Origin of the sequence: Endozoicomonas sp. NE40, from assembly GCF_040549045.1 — a bacterium.
GTDB lineage: Bacteria > Pseudomonadota > Gammaproteobacteria > Pseudomonadales > Endozoicomonadaceae > Endozoicomonas_A > Endozoicomonas_A lisbonensis.
In genome coordinates this window covers 406,583-423,986 of record NZ_JBEWTB010000002.1, presented here as the reverse complement: position 1 = coordinate 423,986, position 17,404 = coordinate 406,583, and the positions used below count along the sequence as shown (strand labels likewise).

Here is a 17,404-nt window from a genome sequence, read left to right as displayed (position 1 = left end):
AGACAATTTTGAAGCAGTACGTTAAATTAACTCTATACCACAAGCGGCATGATACAAGAGAGTCTCCGAATCTGCACACAAATCAATGGAGTTGAGTTATTGACTCTTTTAATGCACTGATGGCCTGACTGGCCGAATGCTGTTTGGCTTTGAACAGATCCAGTTTTTTTATACGGTCATCAAGGTCAGTCATCAGCTCATCAGGCGGCTTTGACATATTGGTTTTCCGACTTTTTTTACTGGTTGTTGCGGAGGCTGATTCAAGGCGGAGGTTTTTCAACCACTCCTTTCTGTATTGCAACGCCTGGCGCACGTGAATAAGGGCTAACTGAGATAGTTCGGTAAGGTCGTATATTTTTTGATGCTCACTGAGTGTTGTATCAATAGTAAATTGAAGCACCTCATCTGAAAGCTGGTCCGGACGATTCTCAGAACTTGAGCTCAACTGCAGGACGGTCAGCTCATCAACGGTATTTAATTGCTCCTGCATTATATCCGTGTATTTGGTCAGAAGTTTATCGCTATACTCAGTCACTGTATTGTACAACTCCTGTATATCTGATGATGAAGTCTGTATCGGTTCGCCCTGTGTAACGGCATTACGAAAATCTGAGCAGACACTTACAGCACTGGTGAAGACGTCATTCAGTTTTTCCTCATCTGCTCTGAACTCTGGTGTTCTTGTATGCGACTCCATCAACCCCAGCTTTGAGTGAATATAAAAAATCGAGTCAGGGTGTTGTTTACAGATTTTTTTATAGACTTCCTGAGACTGTCTATAATAGCCTTTAGAGAATAATTCAAATGCCTCATAGTACATATCCTCAGGTGGTTTTTCCTCAGATTTTCCTGGTTTTTTTAGCACAGCCTGTTTTTTTACCTTCTCAACAATGCTTTCCAGCCGGACGGTACTGTCCTCTTTTCTTTTGGTAGTTGATGGCTCATCTTTTACTGTCAGGCTCGATGTTTTTTTCTCAATCCATTCATTTAACTTTTCATCGTATTTATTGGAGACTAAATTTTTACTCCTGTTAACATCCAATGACATGGCTGAATTGGATTCCTTGTAACTATTAAATAATTGATAATTTGATCTGGAACGTTCCAATCTTCCTTCTATAGTGTTAATAACCGACTCTGGTAAAGGCAGTTTTTCACCACCACTCCGTATTGCTTGCTGTTCTGTCAGGATCTTAGAATCAGTATCAATTTTTTCCTTCAAAGAATCTAATTCAGCCTGAATTCTAATATTCTGATAGCTAAAACCTTTAAAAAAGAATTCAAACTCTTTCTCTAACTTATCTTTTGAGTTTTTAAAGCACTCCCCACTGTCGAAGTCTTTTTTAAAATTTGCATAAAGGCTTGTCATGAGTTCAAACTTTGCCTTAATAGAAATCTTGTCATGCCGGGTGATATCTCTTATCCATTGTCCTGAATACAAAGAGGAGTGTTGCAGCATAAAGGGAGTCAGTTTATCCAGACGGCAATTAGTGAAGTCAAATTCCTTATCAACATCTCCGGTCATTTTAATAAAAGTGTCAATGACATCCACTGAATTCTTGACAGAAATACTATTAAGGCAATGTTCAAAATTTTCCATTAAAGTACTTTTTGTCAAAGCCAAAAAACTATAGCTGTTAATTTTTAGCTTATCCATGCTGCCTATTTTTTTATTAAGATGTTTTAGTTGTTGATAGCTATCGACCAGATAGTTAAGATCTTTTGATGACACTTTCAGCTTATTGCTCTCTAAAAAATAGATAATGGCTGAGAACGATTCATCAATTTTTTCAATCCTGCCACTTTTAAGATCCTCTGACAATATCTGGATCTGTGCCTGTAGAATTTCCCGGGTGCTCGACCCGCTCGATTCATTTTTCAACTCCTCGGAAGGCAAGGCTTTTGCGCCATCGTCCTCACTTTTCTTCTTCTTTTTCTTTTTTCTTTTCTTTCTGGGTGGATCAGCCGGCTTACTCTCTTCAAGAGTAGGTTTTAGAGTCGTCTCTATAGTCCGGACCTCGTTTTCTTTTGCTGCAACTATTTCCAAATTGACATTGTCATCTAGCGCAATAGAGGTTTCTAACTTAACGCTATCACCAGTAACAGTCTCAGTCAGTTTTACAGACTCATTGATGTCTACGATTTTTTCCATTCCCCATAAGTCAAAACTTTTGCAAAAACCCTCAACTTCATTGATAAAAACTATTTCTTCAGGCTTGTATTTCATCTGAGAGACGGCGTTCTCTACAGCGACCAGTGTTTCTCTGAATTTTTTTTGTAGAAGTTCTTTAGACAGTGGAATAACCAGTGTTTTAGCACCTTTCTGTTGCATTATTTCTACGGCTGGTTTGATCGAGTCTTCTATTTTTAAACATTTCCCATCTGACAGGGCGCAGAAATGAATGATCCCAACATAAGGCATTCCATGTTTTGGAGTATTAAACGAAAATCCTGCCTTCATGGCTTTTATATACTTTTCTTTGACACTTTTTTGTGTCGATTCCGGCTCCTTATGTTCATTTATCCAGACGGGTACTCTCTTCAACTGTTCCCCTATAGTGGGGTCAATGCAATTAAAATCACTGTCCAGATAATTTACGATAGCTGCCTGGCGATTTGAGTATTCGAGCGGTTTCTGAGGAATGTATTTAAAAATAACCCCAGCCTTGCACACGGACCTTGCCCCTGATACCCCAGTCATTACCGGTTCTTCCGGTATCACAGGCAAACGGCTAGGTAATGATCGGGTAATTGACTGACTGTCCTGTCCTACATTCATTTAAACATCCAATGTTATATTAAGAAGATATCGTTTTAACAGGTGGCTTAAATTGGTCTCTCGACCGACCCTTCTATCCATCTGTCTGCTCAGATAGACCTTTATAGATCAATAAAGTTCCGCATTTCTGAATGCCTGATTGAGTACCGATGATTGGCCTGCCGCTACTTTGTGACAAATAAGGAAAGCCCGGGCAGAGTTGCTTGTCTAACACTGATTGGGTGGTTTTAGATTGGATTTTGACTGAAATGTTTCTGTTGCTCTGACCAAAGCGTTGAAACGGCTTACATGCTGATCATGCAGCCTTGTGATATAGGCCGGGAGTGCTGGTTCGTTTAACAGAATATGGATTAGATGAGAAGGCTATTGGGAGAAATAAAATGCCAAGGAGAATGACTCATACCAGGCAGGGAACCCATCAGACCCTGAAAAATATGTCTTTTGAGAAAACTCTGGTTGGCTGGTTGATGGCGGATGGCTGGCAGGTTTTTATACCCGTTCTGGATAATGGTCACTGCACCGATATACTGATTTCAGACGGTCCAAACTTCTATAGAATTCAGGTCAAAACGGTTGCCGATAACAGCAGTCAGGTGGTGTATAACCAGTGGCTTGATAAAGAGGTTGATGTGGTTGTCTATTTCGCAAGAACGTCAAACTGGGGTGTGATTGCGCCTGCCTTTGAGGAGAAAAAGCGGTCTCTTGATCATCCGGAGCACAGAAAATTTGTCCAGAGCCGGAAAAACTTTTTAAAAGAGTTTCACCAGTTTTAAGAGTTCAGAGAGGCGTGTCAGGACCGCAGGGGAAATAGAAGAACGGCAGTTTGCACTTTAACTGTGAAAACTGCCGCAATGGATGGAAGCAATGTCAGTGGTTCATAACGGTCAGGCTGCCTGAGCCGGTTTTTTCGCCTGATTTTCCAGGTGGATCATGTCATTCAGAATGGCGCCTGCTTCTTTGACGAAAGCATCGGCTTCTTTCTTTTTATCCTTCTTGTCAATATTGGCCTGTTCAGCTTCCTCAAGCTCATCCAGATTGTTGAGCAGTTCTTCGCCTTTGGCTTTTCTCAGCCGGTTTTCAATAGCCAGGCGCTGACTACGCATGGACTGGATTTCAAGACGGCGTTTCTCTTCATTAAGGGAAACTTTGGTCTTGTTTTCGTAGCGGGTGAGGTAATCCTTCATTTCGTTCAGATAGACAAAATCCGGATTGTTCTCGGTACGCTGTTTATGTTCTTTTTCCAGTTTTGGGAAAAAGACACTCAGGTCTTCATAGCGCTGGAATTTGACCGGGTTAATGGTATCCCAGGGCAGGGCATCGGGCAGTTTGTTTTCGCCAATATCCCGGGCTTCGTACAGCGATGGATAGCTGATGTCGGGCAGTACACCCTGATTTTGAGTACTTTGTCCGGATACCCGGTAGAACTTAGCGAGCGTTAACTTTAGCTGACCGTGATTCAGAGGCTGAATGCTCTGTACAGTGCCTTTGCCATACGTCTGACTGCCAATAACAATACCGCGACCGTAGTCCTGAATTGCTCCGGCAAAAATTTCAGAGGCTGAAGCACTGAGGCGATCGACCATTACGGCCAGTGGGCCATCGTACATCTGTCTTGGGTCAGGGTCTTCCTGTTTGTCCATTCGGCCGCGGCTGTCACGAACCACAACGGTTGGACCTTTGCCGATAAACAGCCCGGTCAGCTCATTGGCTTCTTGCAGGGAGCCGCCACCATTGGCACGCAGGTCGATGACCAGTCCGTCGATTTTCTCTTTTTTCAGATTTTCGATCAGCTTGCGTACGTCTCTTGTGGTGCTTTTGTAATTGGGATCGCCCGCTTGTGCAGCACGAAAATCAATGTAGAAGGTAGGGATTTCTATGATGCCGATTTTTCGGGTAATCCCTTTGTCTTTAACTTCAATGATTTTGCTGCTGGCGTCCTGCTCTTCCAGTTTGACTTTGTCGCGAACAATTTCATAAATCCGGGTGGTCTGACTCTGGCTGGCGCCGGGAATGACTTCCAGTCGTACCAGGGTTTTCTTTTTGCCGCGAATCAGTTTAACCACGTCGTCCAGACGCATTCCGACCACGTCTTCAAGCTGACCTTTGCCCTGGGCAACGCTAACGATTTTATCGCCGGGTTTCAGCTGTCCGGCCAGGTCGGCCGGGCCACCGGGTACAACGCTGACGACCTTGGTGTATTCATCTTCAGATTGCAGAACGGCACCAATGCCTTCCAGAGACAGACTCATGTTGATATCAAAATTCTCTGCTGTCTGGGGAGAGAAGTATTGGGTATGTGGGTCAAAGATGCTGGTGAAGGCGTTGATGTAAGTCTGGAATGCGTCTTCACTCTTGCTCTGGTGCAAACGGCGCAGCAGGTTGGTGTTACGGCGTTTGAGCTGCTCAATGACTTCATCATCTGTACGGTTGCTGAGTTTGAGCGACAGGATGCTGTCTTTCAGCTGCAGATCCCATAATTCACGCTGGGCTTTTTCATCGGTCAGCCAGGGTGAATCTTTCCGGTCAACCACCAGTTCGGCATCGGTTTTAAGGTTGATGCCGTCAATGCCTTTGTCAACTCTTGCCAGCAGATATCGAGCCCGGTCTCCTGCACGTTCACGATAACGATTGAACATTTCAAAGGCTGGTTTCAGATCGCCGCTCTTCAGTGAGCTGGCCAGATTTTTGCGGTAGCGCTGAAATTCGTCGATGTCTTTCTGCAGGAAGAAACTGCGGTTAGGGTCCAGTCGGTCAAGGTAGCGCTGGAAAACCTTATCGGCATGTTCCTGATCGACAGGCAGTTTACGATAGTGATTTCTGGACAGGAGCTGTACAACGTTCACACTGGCAATGGCCTGTTGCAGTGTGGGGGAGAGGTCCTCCAGTTCCCGTTCCAGGTTCTGGTCAGCAGCGAAAGCGGAGCTAGCCGCCAGGCAGATCGCTGTGAACAGTGCAATGAAAACCGATGTGTATTTCCTTGCAAGTTGCAGGGTCGGTATCATGGATTATGAAGCTCCGTGTCTATTGTCGGTATCAGATGAAACCGCTGAATGCTTAAACATACTACAGCCTGAAAGACCTTGCAGGTAGATGAAGGAATCCTTCTGAAAATTTCCTGCAATGATCAGACTGAAGTATTGGGTAAATGGTTATCGGCAGATTCTGTTGTTAATTATTACGACAGGAACAATCGACCACTTACAGAAACAGAATACAGGTATGCCTTGGGAATGGGCAACTTGGTTTCGTAAGAAGTTGGTAAGGAATGGAAAGAATGGCGGTTTAAGGCAATGTTCTGCACGATGGGTAAGGTGTTTACCTCACCCATTTAAACATGAGTCATGTCCTGAACTTCAGTTATACCCACGAACAAAGCAGGGAGAGTCATCTTGTCGCTCGGCAGGAATGCTTGATGAGGCTTTCAGCATCGGTTTCAGCTTCGGGTACTGATCACCTTTACCGCCCTGAATAGTGGTTGGGAAGGCGTTTTTTGGGTGATGCTGAGCTGGGATTCTGTGCTGGTATTTCATAATCGGTTCCGCTATGAGCACTTTCGTTTCAATTTATTGCACAGTTCCTAGATTAGCAGGCTCACAGGGCTTCTGAAGTCTGGATTTGTACTTAATGTGCGTCTCATGATGAGGTTCTGCAAGGTAATGTAATCAGGATGTTTATTTTGTATCAGACTGCAACCTGGTGCAGGTCGGCAGACACGTTCTGCACCGGGTTACGTCAGTACGTAATCAGGCGAATGGCAGTCTGGTCATTGCGAAAAATCGCTGCAGAACCTGAATTAACTGGAAGGCATCCCGGGTGCCGGCAGTCTCCCTGATAGAGTGCATACCGAAGGTTGGCAGCCCTATATCCAGTGTTCGAATACCCAGTTCACCGGCTGTTAACGGGCCAATGGTGCTGCCGCAGGCAAGATCGGTACGGGTGACGAAATACTGATAGTCGGCACCGGCTTCACGGCACAGCATGCCAAACAGGGAGCAGGTTTCATCGTTGGAGGCATAGCGCTGGTTAGCGTTGATTTTCAGTACAGCGCCTTTATTCAGAAGAGGCTGATGGTTTCCTTCATGACGGTCTGCGTAGTTCGGGTGAACGCCGTGGGCGTTGTCGGCTGAGATAATCATGGATCGGGCAATGGCCTGAGCCAGGGCTTCAGTCGATCCGGCAATCCGGTGCAGGATGGTTTTCAGCATGGGACCCTGGGCGCCGGTGGCAGACTGACTGCCGCATTCTTCATGATCATTGCACACCAGCACCATCGGGGCGGTACTGTTTTCCAGTGCTTCGATCATGGCTGTCATGCCCACATAGCAGCTCAGCAGGTTGTCCAGCGCTGAGCTGACGATAAATTCGTCTTTCAAACCGATAATGGCTGCGCCCTGAGTGTCATAGAAGCTCAGGTCGTATTCCAGCACCTCCTGAACATCGGTAACACCTTCCACAACCAGTTGCTCTTTCAGCAAGGCACGGAAATCGGCTTTTTCATCCTTGTCCAGCTGACACAGAATGGGCGGAATGTCGGTTTGCGGGTTAACGCTGCGCTTCTTGTTCGCTTCCCGGTCCAGATGAATAGCCAGGCTGGGGATATAAGCGATGGCCTTGCGGTAGTTGACCAGACTGGATTTCAGTTCGCCAGCGGTGTCGAGATAAAATACGCGTCCGGCAATGGACAGGTCACGGTCAAACCAGGGGTTCAGCAAGGCACCGCCATAGACCTCAACGGCCAGTTGCAGGTACTGGTGTCTGTGCAGTTCTGGTTTAGGTTTAACTTTCAGGCAGGGAAAGTCGGTATGCCCGCCCACCATGCGAAAGCCCTGTTCATGGTTGCCGTTGGTAAAGGCGACAATGGATGAGTCGTTGCGGGTGACATAATAACGACCATTGTCTTTCAGTTGCCAGGTTTCAGACTCGTGCAGGCGCTGAAAACCGTGTTGCTCCAGTCTGGCAACCATGTTTTTAACAGCGTGATAAGGGGTGGGGGATTCCCGCAGGAACTCGACCAGATTCTGGTTGAAGTTCTGTTGGGGAGAAGATGCTTGACTCATAGAGACTCCTGATTTCAGCCGGGTTACCAGCGAGCCTGCTATTATTCCTGAAAAATATATTGGTGTCTTCCGGTCAGAAGTCGTTTTGAGTGGGAATCTCTATTGGCACTGGAATTTGACGGTATACGTATACCCCGGGCCGATAGCATCATCTGCAATGGCTCCGCCTGTTGCTGCCACCAGTCCGGCGTCTTCACTTCTTTCATCTTTTGACAGTCCCCAGACCGCTCCGCCGACATCTCTGGCAACTCTGGCCGCGGTCTTCAGTGCTACGTAGTCACTTTCACTCATACTGCCTGTATAACGATACTCTTCGCTCAGAATGTAGGTGGCCTTATGTTGTTTGCGGCAGAAATGGTCTGCCTGAGGCTTGGCTTCCCGGTAGCCGGAAGTGCGGTCATCGGTATTCAGAATAATCGTGTGAGTACCTGAAACATCAGGTCGTACATCCCGGTGGTGATTCCAGAATGAACAGCCTGACAGCAGGCTTCCTATAACGATGAATCGTACAAATTGCATAGCTCGCCCTCTCTGATAGTGAACCCTCAACGGATGACTATTAAGACAAGAGTCACCCGTTGAAGTTCAATGGATCAGTCAGGTAGCCGCCTGTTGGGCAATCTGCTCTTCAAGCTGGTGGCTGACATGCTCAGGTGACTGGGTTTTCTGTGCCAGAAGTGCGTACATGGACGGCACGACGACAATGGTTAACAGACTGGACACCAGAACACCGAAGAAAACAATAATACCAATGGCATAGCGCGATTCTGAACCTGCGCCAGTTGCCAGCAGCAGAGGAACAGAGCCCGCTACGGTGGTAAAGGCGGTCATCAGGATAGGTCGCAGACGCTGCTTCGCTGCCTGGATAACGGCCTGTTCAAAGGGTAGTCCCTGATCGCGCAGCTGGTTAGCAAACTCGACAATCAGTATACCGTTTTTGGTGGCAAGGCCAATCAGCATGATCAGGGCAAGCTGGCTGTAGATGTTCAAACTTTCTCCGGTCAGCAGCAGGCCGCCGAGGGCGCCGGCAATACCCAGTGGTACGGTCAGCATGACCACAAATGGATGCACAAAACTCTCGAATTGTGCGGCAAGGACCAGGAATACAATGACCAGTGCCAGCGCAAACACGTAGGCAATGGAACTCTGGTTGCTGCGATATTCCAGTGACTCGCCTTTATAGTTGATAATGGCTTCCGCTGGCAGATGGTCGACGACCAGCTGGTCCAGATAATCCAGTGCTTCGCCCAGTGAATAGTTGTCCTGAAGACTGGCAGACAGGGTAATAGCACGGTTACGGTTATAATGACGCAGTCGTGCAGACTTACCGACTTCGCGGATGGTCACCAGGTTGTCCAGACGGATAAACTGCCCGGTGGTCGATGAACGTACATACAGGCGGGACAGGTCGTCTGCTGACAGGAACTGTTCTTCAATACCTCTGACAAAAACGTCGTACTCCTCACCACGCTCCATAAATGTGGTGATGTTCTTGCCTCCCAGCATGATCTCCAGCGTATTACCGATTTCCTCCGCAGTTACGCCCAGCTGCTGGGCTCTTTCCCGGTCAATAGACACTTCCATCTGCGGCTGGTTCTGGTTGAAATCAACATCCAGGTCGGACAGACCAGGATTTTCTTCTGCCAGCTCCATCAACAGGTCAGTCCACTCGATCAGCTGGTCAAATGAGCCGCCACCCACCACAAACTGTACCGGGTTGCTGGAGCCGCCCATAAAGGAGCGCACAATCGGGAATGCCTGCACATGCGGAATCTGTGAAAACTCTTCACGAATCATGTCGGAGAACTCAAACACACTGATATCCCGCTCGCTCCAGTCTTTGAAGCCAAGAATCATGATGCCTGAGTTGTCGCCCATCGCGCCCCAGCCGGGGGTTTGCAGGTAGGAGTAGTCAATCACGCCATCGCCGATTTTTGGCAGCAGTACGGCCTCAATCTCCTCTGCTGCTTCTTTCATGGCCGGGTAGCTGGAGCCTTCCGGACCACGGATAACCACAAACATACTGCCGCGGTCTTCCCTTGGCATAAATGCCTTTGGCACCATGTTGTACAGAACGACTGATGAAGCAACCGATGCGATAAGGATCGACAAACCAAGCAGCTTACGTTGTACAAAGACAGAGACTATACGTTCATAGCCGTTTTCCAGTTTGTTGAGCTGATGTTCGGTGAACTGGTTCAGGCGAGAAGGTTTTGTGTTCAGCTTCAGGAATTTGGAACCCATCATCGGCGACAGGGTGAGCGCCACAAGGCTGGAGAAGCAGACGCTGCCCGCCAGTGTCAAAGCGTATTCCCGGAACAGAATACCCACCATGCCACCCATAAAGACAACAGGGACAAACACCATGACCAGTACGACGGTGGTCGCCACTACAGCAAAGCCCACTTCCCGGGCGCCATGCCAGGCGGCGTACAGCGGTGGCTTACCCATTTCCAGATGACGATGAATGTTTTCGAGTACGACAATCGCGTCGTCAACTACCAGACCAATGGCCAGCACCAGTGCCAGCAGGGTCAGAATGTTAATGGAGAAACCCATTACCCAGATAACGGCAAAGGCAGCAATCAGGGAAACCGGAACGGTAACAGCAGGAATCAGTGTGGCTCTGACGTTGCCCAGGAAAATGTACAGAACCAGAATAACCAGGGCCATGGTGATGGCGAGCGTTGTATAAACTTCGTTAATAGCCCCCTGGATAAAAATGGAGGAGTCGTGGGTAGTCCCCAGAGTGGTACCGACGGGCAGGAAAGGTTCAAAGGCTTCCATTTCCCGTTTAACGTTATTAATCACCTCCAGAGGGTTGGCGTTGGAGATGGGGACAATGCCAATGGTTACCACGTTTTTGCCGTCTACCTTGGACAGACTTTCTTCTACCTTGGGGCCAGTACCGATGGTGGCAATATCTTCCAGATAAACCGTTGATGTGCCGCTCTGGCGAATCACCAGACGGCGAAAGGCTTCTGCGTCGTCGTATTCACGCAACACCCTGACCGGAATAGAACGCTGGTCGCCTTTTACCGAGCCTGCAGGCAGTTCAATGTTGTTACGGCGCAGAGCGCTCTGCACATCAGTGGCAGTCAGTTGTCGTGCAGCCATGGCGATCGGGTCCAGGTCGATACGCATGACGTACTGCCGACCACCGTAAATATCAGCAGAGCTGACACCATCAACCAGACTCAGGCGATCCTGTAATGTCCGCTCAGCGTAGTCGGTCAGTTCAACGGGTGACATGGTCTCACTTTGCAGTGTGACGTTCAGAACCGATTCGCCGGTGCCGCTGTTTTTCCAGACAATCGGCGACTCGGCTTCGTCTGGCAGACGCCAGCTGGCGCGGGACATGGCTTCCCGTACATCGTTGGCGGCTACTTCCATATCCGTCTCGGTGGAGAATTCCACGGTAATGCGGGAAACACCGTGCATACTCTGGCTTTCAATGGAACGAATGCCGTCTATCCCACCAAGCCGGTCTTCAAGCACATTGGTGATCTTGGATTCCACAACCTCTGCGGAAGCGCCGGTATAGCTGGTATGAACCGATACTCTCGGGGTGGTGATATCCGGCAGCTCTCTTATGGGCAGCAGGGTAAAGGCGACAATGCCAAAAGTAATCAGCAACAGGCTGACGACCGTGGCAAAGACGGGACGTTTTACAGACAGGTCAGACAGAATCATGAGCGGGCGTCTCCTGCGGGCTCGCTGTTTTCTGCCACTTCAGTATTCAGCACTTTGACGGGGCGACCAGCTGTGACTTTGACAACCCCCTGGTCGACGATACTGTCGCCTTCCTCAAGACCGCTGATAACGGTGATTTTGCTTTCCAGAATAACGCCGGTTTCAATAAACCGTTGTTGCGGAATGCCTTCTGCATCAAGCAGGTAAACATACTGGTCATTGCCGTCAAACAGAACGCTTCGAGCCGGAATCACCAGGGATTCCAGGGTTGGGCGTGCAACATTCAGGCGCATCAGCATGCCGGGACGCAGATGTTTATCTGCATTGGTCAGGGTGGCACGTGCTGAAAAAGTGAGGTTCAGAGGATCAATCCGGGGGTTGATCGAATCAATCTCGCCACTGAACAGCAGTCCTGGCCAGGCATCAGTCGTCGCGTGGATGATCGTGCCTGTGGATATTTCGCTGAACGTATTTTCTGGCAGGTCAAAATAGAGCTTCATGCTGGACAGGTCGTCCAGAGTTGTAATGTTCTGCCCGGCGCTGATCATCGCCCCCGTACTCAACTCATTAAAACCAAGGACACCGTTGAACGGCGCCGTCAGCGTATAGTATTCGAGGTTGGCAGTCTGTGATTCCAGGTTGGCTCTTGCCCGTTCAACACGGGCTTCCTGGGCGGCCAGTTCATCCCGGGAGACTGCGCGCTTTTCAAACAGCTGTATCATGGAGTCAAGCTGGCGGTCTTCGTCTTTCAGATTGATCTCTGCTTCCTGAACTCTTGCTGCCTGCTCTTTGTTGTCGAGGGTCAGGAGTATATCGCCCTGTTCGACAGCGATACCGTCGTCAAAGTTCAGGGCAGTGACCCGGCCACCAATCTGTGTGGCAATATCAATAGACTGGTTAGCCCTTAATGTTCCCAGTGAGCTGAGATTGCGCTCAACAGGCTGAATAACAACCGGGGTGGCGGTCACGCTCGGAACCGGGCCTGAAGCCCTTTTGGCGTGAGCAGTGACGGGAAGAGAGCAGGCGAACACTGTCGCCAGCATCGAGACTGCGATTTTAACGGATTTATACATGTTGTACGGCAGAAGCTGTGTGTGGCTAATTATTGCGAATGATTTAGTTTCTAATTGCCGCAAAGTGTAACCTTTGCGGCGTTAGGGGGAACATAGCGGATTGTAAAGGTATGCAAGATTCGCTGCTGTGGCAGACCATTATGCATCAGGTAGTTGTACGTTCACTTCCAGTATTGAGTAATCGCCTTCCCGGTCCAGCCTGATAGAAATGCCATCCTCGCTGACTTCAATGTACTTGCGAACAACATCCAGAATGTCTTTCTGCATGGCAGGCAGGACATTTTTAGTTGAACGGCTCATACGTTCATGGGCGACAATAATCTGTAGGCGTTCCTTAGCAGTCTCTGCGCTTTTATCTTCTTTGTTGCTGCGGAAAAGCTGAAGTAAGCTCATGCATTATCCCCCGAACATCCTTTGTAAAAAGCCTTTTTTAGGTGCCTCCAGAAAGCGATGAGGGATGTCTGTCCCGAGGAAGCGTTCCGTCATGTCTTTGTAGGCCTGACCTGCGTCACTTTCTTCCTGGTGAATAACCGGGACGCCCTGGTTAGAGGCTTTCAGGACTGAAAGGGATTCCGGTATGACGCCCAGCAGGGGTATAGCAAGAATGTCCTTGACGTCTTCAACGTTGAGCATCTCGCCCCGTTCTACCCGCTCCGGATTGTAGCGGGTCAGCAGAAGCTGTTCCTTGACCGGTTCCAGATTTTGTTCGGCGCGGCGGGAGCGACTCTGCAGAATACCCAGTATGCGGTCGGAATCCCTGACAGACGACACTTCCGGGTTGGTGGTGATAATGGCTTCGTCGGCAAAGTAGAGCGCCATCAGTGCGCCATGCTCAATGCCGGCAGGAGAGTCACAGACGATGTACTCAAAATCTTTGGCCAGTTCCTCAAGGACTGCCTGCACTCCGTCTCTGGTGAGTGCTTCCTTGTCGCGGGTCTGGGAGGCGGGGAGTACTGCCAGGTTTTCTGTGCGTTTATCACGGATCAGAGCCTGGTGCAGGGCGGCTTCGCCGTTGATGACATTCACCAGATCGTAGACGACGCGTCGTTCACAGCCCATGACGAGGTCAAGATTTCTCAGACCCACGTCAAAATCAATAACGACAGTGCGATGCCCTTGTAATGCCAGGCCGGTGGCGAATGAGGCGCTGGTCGTTGTTTTACCAACCCCTCCTTTTCCTGAGGTAACAACGATAATACGGGCCAAGTTAAACTTCCTGAATACCTGATTAACTGGAGGCTCCAGTATTTATGAAAGAGCGGCTATGTGCAAGTGATCGTCGTCAAGGAAAATCTGTGCGTTCAAACCCCAGCGATGACTCCAGAGGCTGTTCTGGTCTTTACTGGTCAATTTATACTGCCCACTGATGGAGACCAGCTCTGCCTCAAACTGATTACAGAAGATGCGGGCCTTTTTGTCGCCGTTAATGCCAGCAAGGGCGCGTCCCCGGAATGGGCCATAGACGTGAATATGTCCTCCGGCCAGAAGTTCTGCCCCTTCGCTGACCTGTCCCAGAACAATAAGGTCGCCTTCAGAATGAAGCTGCTGACCGGACCGGACCGGACGACTGACGATGGTGGCTTCGGCCCGGACGGGATCTGCTTTATGTTTCTCTACAGGAATGTTTGAATCCGGCTGGCTCAACATGACCACATTGCTGTTTGGCGGCGCGGAATGTCTTTTTTGCTTCTGATGGGGCAGCCAGGCAACCCCTGCCAGTCTGGCCGTTTTTTTATGGTACCCGGTGCCGCCACGAAGGGCGACAAGAACCATGCCTGTATGATGAAGAAGGTGTTGTATGCTGACCAGATTCAGTTCTTCACTGTCGTTTTCCAGTTTATCCAGATCCAGAACGACAGGTGTCTGCTGGAAGAAGTGTGGCGCCTTGCTGGTCATGCCTTCCAGCTGTTGTTTCAGTCGCCTGTGGCTGGTGGTATGCAGTTCCAGGGTGGTCAGTGTGTAGAGGCTGCCTTTCAGCTGAAAGGCGGGCGGACATTTGGAGTTAACGATAGAGGCCATGACTGCAACCACAATTCTCTGAAGCCTGATGTTCAGGTGAGGGTAATAGGCTGAATATCAAATCACAAGCACTTTCAAAGTGGATGGTCTTTTTTTCAGCTTTCTAAAACGAGTTTTTAGCGAGGGTTTTGCTTTGGTCAGTGACAATGCTTCGGTTTTCGCTTATTAATGGCTCTGCCTGTTTAATTTGCTCGTTCAATCTTGTTCAATGTAGTTGCTTCAGGGCTTATGTCGAAAAAAATTACAAATACAACAGAGGCCGACCAGTTTCGCTGGTCTTTTCTTCACCCCCGTTACTGGCTGACGTGGCTTGGTCTGGGCCTGACGATTCTGCCTTCCTGGCTGCCGTACCCGGTTCTGGTGCGGTTCGGCAGCTGGATTGGAAGAAGGCTTTATTATCGTGGCGGCAAGCGCGTGGATATTGCCAGGGTGAACCTTGATAAGTGCTTTCCCGAGAAAACAGCCGAGGAGCGTGAGGCGCTGCTGAAAGCCAACTTTGAGTCAGTGGGTATTGGTTTGATGGAAGTGGTCATCGCCTGGTGGTGGCCCCGGTCACGGCTGGAAAAGCTGGTTCGCTTTAAAGGTCTGGAACATCTTGACTCACCTCAGGGAAAGCTGTTGCTGATTATGCACTTTACCACCATCGAAATTACGGGTGCTTTTATCGCCCTGCGCCATAGTCTTGACGCCACTTACAGAGAGCACAAAAACCCTGTGTTTGAATATATGCAGAGAAAACAGCGTCAGCGCTATGACCGGCGTAGCCGTCTGCTCGGTAGAAGGGATGTGCGGGGAATGCTGCGATCGCTGCGTGGCGGGCGAACAGTCTGGTATTCGCCTGACCAGGATTATGGGCCTAAGCAAAGTGTGTTTGTTCCTTTTTTCGGGGTGCAGGCGGCTACCGTAACGGGTACATCAAGAATGGCGAGAATGGGCAGGGCGCAAGTGGTGCCAATGGTTCTGACCCGTTTGCCCAATGCGGAAGGCTATGAGCTGGAAATTTGTGAGGGCTGGAGTGATTTTCCAGAGGGTGATGATCATAAGGATGCCGAAACTGTGAATCGCTTTATCGAAGCCCGGGTGAGGAAGCATCCTGAACAGTATATGTGGTTACACAGGCGTTTTAAGACTCGCCCTGAGGGGGAGTCTGGTTTTTATAAATAGCTGATTTTACTGTCACCAAACAAGCCCTTTCAGGGCTTGTTTGCTATGAGGGCGATGCGTTTCTACAGTTTATTTAGGAACTAATAGTTCAGGCAGCGGGTAATTCCATTGACTGCTTAGAGCTGGCAGCCACTTCAGACATCAGGAGAGCAGGGATGAATATCAGGCCAGGAGGGCAAAAGCCCATTCGACCAGATGGAGATGGGTATTTTACGGGTAGAAAGCAGGTTCCGGCGAAAGGGGTTGAAGAAAAAACGCTGCTGGTGGGGCGAAAGCGTGAATCTATCCGATCCTGGCTGACACGGGGCGTTAAACGTATGGCGTTTATCGTGCGGAACCCCAAGGCGGCTATGCGTCAGAGAAAGAAAGATCGGGAGATATTAAGGGAAGAAGCTAAGTCCGGGAAAATGGTGGATACCCGACACCTTAAAGACCGCAAAATCAGCAGAGACCTTGATCATTTGCAGTCAGTTACCAAAGCTCAACAGGATTTGCTGCATGAACAAGGCGTAGCTGAATTTGACAGGGACGATATAAACCTTAAAGAACTTGAGCGGGTTCAGCAAGTAAGGGCTGGTAAAGAGGGATATGTTCCGGGTATGTCCAGCCCCAGAACCGAAGAGGAGCGTTTGGAATTACGCAGTTTAAGAGAGGCTTACTATGCAGAAGAGAAAGCTCTTCAGGAAAGGAATAACGAGTTGTCGGATCGTTTTAGCGGGTTAGCGCAGGATTCCGATGAGTTGCGACAGATGAGAGAGCTTGATGCTCAAATTGTTGCTGACAAAAAAGCCTGTAATAAGCTGACTCTTCGGCTGAACAACATCCCTTTTGGCAGGGATAAAGAAACGGTCAGAACGAAAGGTCAGCCCCTGAAAGCAAGGGCTGACCTTGAACAAGAAATACAATCGTTAAAAGAGCAAGTCAGCAACCAACAGGAGCAGTTAAGGCAGAAGCGGCAACAGTATGCAAAACTCGGTGACTCAAAAAGGGAAGCGCCTGAAGTTATGGAGCGTGTTAATGATATGATGGTGGATTTTACCAAAAACTCACAACGTAAGTACGATCAACTCTGGACTTTGCTTGAGGAATTTCCCAGCCTGGTGGCTCAACTGGGTGGGCAAGACTCTATGGCTAAAGCGGCTATGGGTGATCAGATAAAAAAATATCGTAGAGAAGAAATTACCAAGCTTGAAGAAGCTTTTATAGCGAATAAAGATAATCCGGAAATGGAGTCCAGACTTGCTCCGGAAATCTACAGCAGACGCCTGATGGCCATGCGTATGGATGAAATGATTCGTAAGGCTGAAACAAAGGGTGAGCTGAAAAGTGCAGTTGAAAATTATACGGGAAAAACTCTGACTTCAAAGTTTGATGTTCAAGGAGATCACGACGTGAACTGGTCAGCCTGGACAGACGATGAATCATGGGAGCCGGTAGGGCTTGATGAAGGTTTTGTTGATGCAGAAGACGGGAGTTCAGGTGAGTCGTTAGCACTTGATTCAAAAAAAGATGATGATGGTTATCATAGTGAAGGCGATGGGGAGAATACTAAACCCTCTTCCTAATCCAAGTCCTTAGCAAGTCGTAGTGTGTTTAAGCCCTTTGTTGGGAGTGACAAA

13 protein-coding genes are annotated in these 17,404 nt (G+C 48.8%); 3 read left to right on the top strand and 10 right to left on the bottom strand.

The window, feature by feature from the left end:
• Positions 1-82: 82 nt before the first annotated feature.
• The gene (locus V5J35_RS02910) at positions 83-2,779 is read right to left on the bottom strand and encodes a hypothetical protein (RefSeq protein ID WP_354009823.1); all 2,697 of its coding nucleotides are present in this window, start codon (positions 2,777-2,779) and stop codon (positions 83-85) included.
• Positions 2,780-3,171: 392 nt separating this feature from the next.
• Between V5J35_RS02910 and V5J35_RS02905 the strand changes: the two genes are divergently transcribed.
• The gene (locus V5J35_RS02905) at positions 3,172-3,552 is read left to right on the top strand and encodes a hypothetical protein (RefSeq protein WP_354009822.1); all 381 of its coding nucleotides are present in this window, start codon (positions 3,172-3,174) and stop codon (positions 3,550-3,552) included.
• A 111-nt stretch (positions 3,553-3,663) separates the two neighbouring features.
• Here the strand turns inward: V5J35_RS02905 and V5J35_RS02900 are convergent, their stop codons facing one another.
• The 9 genes from V5J35_RS02900 to minC all read right to left on the bottom strand — a co-directional run bounded on the left by V5J35_RS02900 (position 3,664) and on the right by minC (position 14,621).
• Positions 3,664-5,781, bottom strand: coding sequence for a carboxy terminal-processing peptidase (locus tag V5J35_RS02900; RefSeq protein ID WP_354009821.1), 2,118 nt, complete (start codon positions 5,779-5,781; stop codon positions 3,664-3,666).
• Positions 5,782-6,132: 351 nt separating this feature from the next.
• Positions 6,133-6,309 carry a hypothetical protein gene (locus V5J35_RS02895; RefSeq protein WP_354009820.1) on the bottom strand — a complete coding sequence of 59 codons (177 nt, stop codon included), beginning with the start codon at positions 6,307-6,309 and terminating at the stop codon, positions 6,133-6,135.
• A 213-nt stretch (positions 6,310-6,522) separates the two neighbouring features.
• A complete protein-coding gene (locus tag V5J35_RS02890; protein ID WP_354009819.1) occupies positions 6,523-7,836 on the bottom strand; it encodes a M18 family aminopeptidase in 1,314 nt (437 codons plus the stop codon).
• A gap of 99 nt (positions 7,837-7,935) precedes the next feature.
• Complete coding sequence (locus V5J35_RS02885) at positions 7,936-8,355, bottom strand: hypothetical protein (RefSeq protein ID WP_354009818.1); 420 nt, start codon at positions 8,353-8,355, stop codon at positions 7,936-7,938.
• Between the two features lie 78 nt (positions 8,356-8,433).
• Positions 8,434-11,529 carry an efflux RND transporter permease subunit gene (locus V5J35_RS02880; RefSeq protein ID WP_354009817.1) on the bottom strand — a complete coding sequence of 1,032 codons (3,096 nt, stop codon included), beginning with the start codon at positions 11,527-11,529 and terminating at the stop codon, positions 8,434-8,436.
• Positions 11,526-12,602 carry an efflux RND transporter periplasmic adaptor subunit gene (locus tag V5J35_RS02875; RefSeq protein ID WP_354009816.1) on the bottom strand — a complete coding sequence of 359 codons (1,077 nt, stop codon included), beginning with the start codon at positions 12,600-12,602 and terminating at the stop codon, positions 11,526-11,528. The genes V5J35_RS02880 and V5J35_RS02875 overlap by 4 nt, the downstream gene beginning before the upstream one ends.
• A gap of 138 nt (positions 12,603-12,740) precedes the next feature.
• Entirely contained in the window at positions 12,741-12,995 is a 255-nt protein-coding gene (minE, locus tag V5J35_RS02870) for a cell division topological specificity factor MinE (protein WP_262566841.1), read from the bottom strand.
• A gap of 3 nt (positions 12,996-12,998) precedes the next feature.
• Positions 12,999-13,808, bottom strand: coding sequence for a septum site-determining protein MinD (gene minD / locus V5J35_RS02865; RefSeq protein ID WP_354009815.1), 810 nt, complete (start codon positions 13,806-13,808; stop codon positions 12,999-13,001).
• Between the two features lie 42 nt (positions 13,809-13,850).
• Positions 13,851-14,621, bottom strand: coding sequence for a septum site-determining protein MinC (gene minC / locus V5J35_RS02860; RefSeq protein ID WP_354009814.1), 771 nt, complete (start codon positions 14,619-14,621; stop codon positions 13,851-13,853).
• Between the two features lie 228 nt (positions 14,622-14,849).
• Between minC and lpxL the strand changes: the two genes are divergently transcribed.
• Together lpxL and V5J35_RS02850 are read left to right on the top strand one after the other, a co-directional pair.
• Positions 14,850-15,785 carry an LpxL/LpxP family Kdo(2)-lipid IV(A) lauroyl/palmitoleoyl acyltransferase gene (gene lpxL, locus V5J35_RS02855; RefSeq protein WP_354009813.1) on the top strand — a complete coding sequence of 312 codons (936 nt, stop codon included), beginning with the start codon at positions 14,850-14,852 and terminating at the stop codon, positions 15,783-15,785.
• Between the two features lie 155 nt (positions 15,786-15,940).
• Positions 15,941-17,350, top strand: a complete 1,410-nt coding sequence (locus V5J35_RS02850; RefSeq protein WP_354009812.1) for an AAA family ATPase — start codon at positions 15,941-15,943, stop codon at positions 17,348-17,350.
• Positions 17,351-17,404 lie beyond the last annotated feature (54 nt).

What these genes read in the sequence shown, in the direction of transcription:
- lpxL (WP_354009813.1), top strand. Translation starts at nt 14,850, where the DNA reads ATGTCGAAAAAAATTACAAATACAACAGAGGCCGACCAGTTTCGCTGG.
- V5J35_RS02875 (WP_354009816.1), bottom strand. Translation starts at nt 12,602, where the DNA reads ATGTATAAATCCGTTAAAATCGCAGTCTCGATGCTGGCGACAGTGTTC.
- minE (WP_262566841.1), bottom strand. Translation starts at nt 12,995, where the DNA reads ATGAGCTTACTTCAGCTTTTCCGCAGCAACAAAGAAGATAAAAGCGCA.
- V5J35_RS02850 (WP_354009812.1), top strand. Translation starts at nt 15,941, where the DNA reads ATGAATATCAGGCCAGGAGGGCAAAAGCCCATTCGACCAGATGGAGAT.
- V5J35_RS02880 (WP_354009817.1), bottom strand. Translation starts at nt 11,529, where the DNA reads ATGATTCTGTCTGACCTGTCTGTAAAACGTCCCGTCTTTGCCACGGTC.
- V5J35_RS02900 (WP_354009821.1), bottom strand. Translation starts at nt 5,781, where the DNA reads ATGATACCGACCCTGCAACTTGCAAGGAAATACACATCGGTTTTCATT.
- V5J35_RS02895 (WP_354009820.1), bottom strand. Translation starts at nt 6,309, where the DNA reads ATGAAATACCAGCACAGAATCCCAGCTCAGCATCACCCAAAAAACGCC.
- V5J35_RS02890 (WP_354009819.1), bottom strand. Translation starts at nt 7,836, where the DNA reads ATGAGTCAAGCATCTTCTCCCCAACAGAACTTCAACCAGAATCTGGTC.
- V5J35_RS02885 (WP_354009818.1), bottom strand. Translation starts at nt 8,355, where the DNA reads ATGCAATTTGTACGATTCATCGTTATAGGAAGCCTGCTGTCAGGCTGT.
- V5J35_RS02910 (WP_354009823.1), bottom strand. Translation starts at nt 2,779, where the DNA reads ATGAATGTAGGACAGGACAGTCAGTCAATTACCCGATCATTACCTAGC.
- minC (WP_354009814.1), bottom strand. Translation starts at nt 14,621, where the DNA reads ATGGCCTCTATCGTTAACTCCAAATGTCCGCCCGCCTTTCAGCTGAAA.
- V5J35_RS02905 (WP_354009822.1), top strand. Translation starts at nt 3,172, where the DNA reads ATGACTCATACCAGGCAGGGAACCCATCAGACCCTGAAAAATATGTCT.